The sequence below is a fragment of the Spiroplasma sp. ChiS genome, assembly GCF_002968355.1.
In the GTDB taxonomy this organism is placed as follows: Bacteria; Bacillota_I; Bacilli_A; order Mycoplasmatales; family Mycoplasmataceae; genus Spiroplasma; species Spiroplasma citri.
In genome coordinates, this window is record NZ_PUUH01000113.1 from 1 (window position 1) to 1,425 (window position 1,425).

3 protein-coding genes are annotated in these 1,425 nt (G+C 20.3%); all 3 read left to right on the forward strand.

Going from position 1 to position 1,425, the window contains the following annotated elements; translation table 4 throughout:
• The first annotated feature begins 198 nt into the window (after positions 1 to 198).
• The gene (locus tag C6B38_RS03875) at positions 199 to 549 is read left to right on the forward strand and encodes a hypothetical protein (RefSeq protein WP_105298723.1); all 351 of its coding nucleotides are present in this window, start codon (positions 199 to 201) and stop codon (positions 547 to 549) included.
• Complete coding sequence (locus C6B38_RS03880) at positions 533 to 982, forward strand: DUF3627 domain-containing protein (RefSeq protein WP_105298724.1); 450 nt, start codon at positions 533 to 535, stop codon at positions 980 to 982. The genes C6B38_RS03875 and C6B38_RS03880 overlap by 17 nt, the downstream gene beginning before the upstream one ends.
• Before the next feature lie 152 nt (positions 983 to 1,134).
• A complete protein-coding gene (locus C6B38_RS03885) occupies positions 1,135 to 1,338 on the forward strand; it encodes a DUF2649 family protein (protein WP_105298725.1) in 204 nt (67 codons plus the stop codon).
• The last annotated feature ends 87 nt before the right edge of the window (positions 1,339 to 1,425 follow it).

The window sequence follows — 1,425 nt, forward strand, 5'->3', positions numbered from 1 at the left end:
TTAACAATGTTTATTAACAATGTTTATTACAATTAAAAAACATTATATAAACATTATTTATAACATTGTTTATTAAACAAATATTTAGTTAGGAGACTATATTATGGATATGAAATTTTTATTACAATTAAAAAACATTATATAAACATTATTTATAACATTGTTTATTAAACAAATATTTAGTTAGGAGACTATATTATGGATATGAAATTTAAAACAACTAAGGAATATAAAAAATTAAAAAAAGAATTTATTATTATGAATTTTGGTTTTGTTTATATTTATTTTTTTATATTAATTGTTTCTGGTCTTTGTATTGTTCTTATAATTTGTTCTTTAAATGTAGGAGATATTATAGGTATTATATGGTWTTTTTTCTGTTTAATCCTTTTTGTTGTACTTTTACCATTTGTAATTATGGAACATATATCAGAAGTTAAGGAATTTAAAGTTACAGTATTTAAGAAGCAATTATTACCGTTAGAAAATATAGTTGGAAAATTAGGAGAAGGTAAAATGCTAAGAAGTGGAGATGATAAAATTGAGTAATTTTGTTAAGAAAAATCAGAATATAGAAAATTATTTTATTAGTAAGGAATTTATCCCTTTTACAACAGATAAAGCAAGTTTTATTAATTTACCCAATCATAATCGTCATATTGGTTTTTGGTTGAGTAATAAGTTTATTTATTTGAGTGAAAAACATTCGGAACAAGTAGCAATCGGTTTGATTTATGATAATTCTTATCCTATTGTAAAATATGATGAAAATTTAAAGCGAAATATTTGAAAATATTTAACTGGAACAGAATTAATCAATTTATATAATCAATATAAACAAAATTATTTTACTAAAATRAAAAAAGCGTTATTTTTAAGTGAACCTAAAAAAGTAAAAGCAAATAATAACAATAATAATTTAACAAATTGAAGTGTTGAAAAAGAAGAACAATTAATTAATGATTTAGAAAGTTTAAATTAAATGAGTTTATATGATTATTGAGTTCAATTTGTTAGTTATATTATTGGTKCAAATGCCCCTGAGTTTTTATATGTTATATCGTTTGTGTTATTTATTGTTTTGTTTTTTGGAATGTTTTTTAAACTTATTCAAAAAATRTGGAGTTTTTAAARATGCAAAATGATTGAATTAAATTAAAAGAGTTTTTTATTTATATTTTTTTGTTTATAGATAAAACGAATGTTGAAAGTATTACAATGTGGAATTTAACGCAAAATGAATATTTAACTTTGATGGTTGGTGTTTGAATTGTGATTTTGTTTTTAACTTGGTTTTTCTTGTGGATGGTTTTTAAAATAGTTGGGTATTTTAAATAATGAAAAAGTTTATATTTTTCTTTAAAAACTATTGTTATATTAGTGGTTCAATGCTTTTGTTTAGTTTAATTGATTTATTACTTTGGA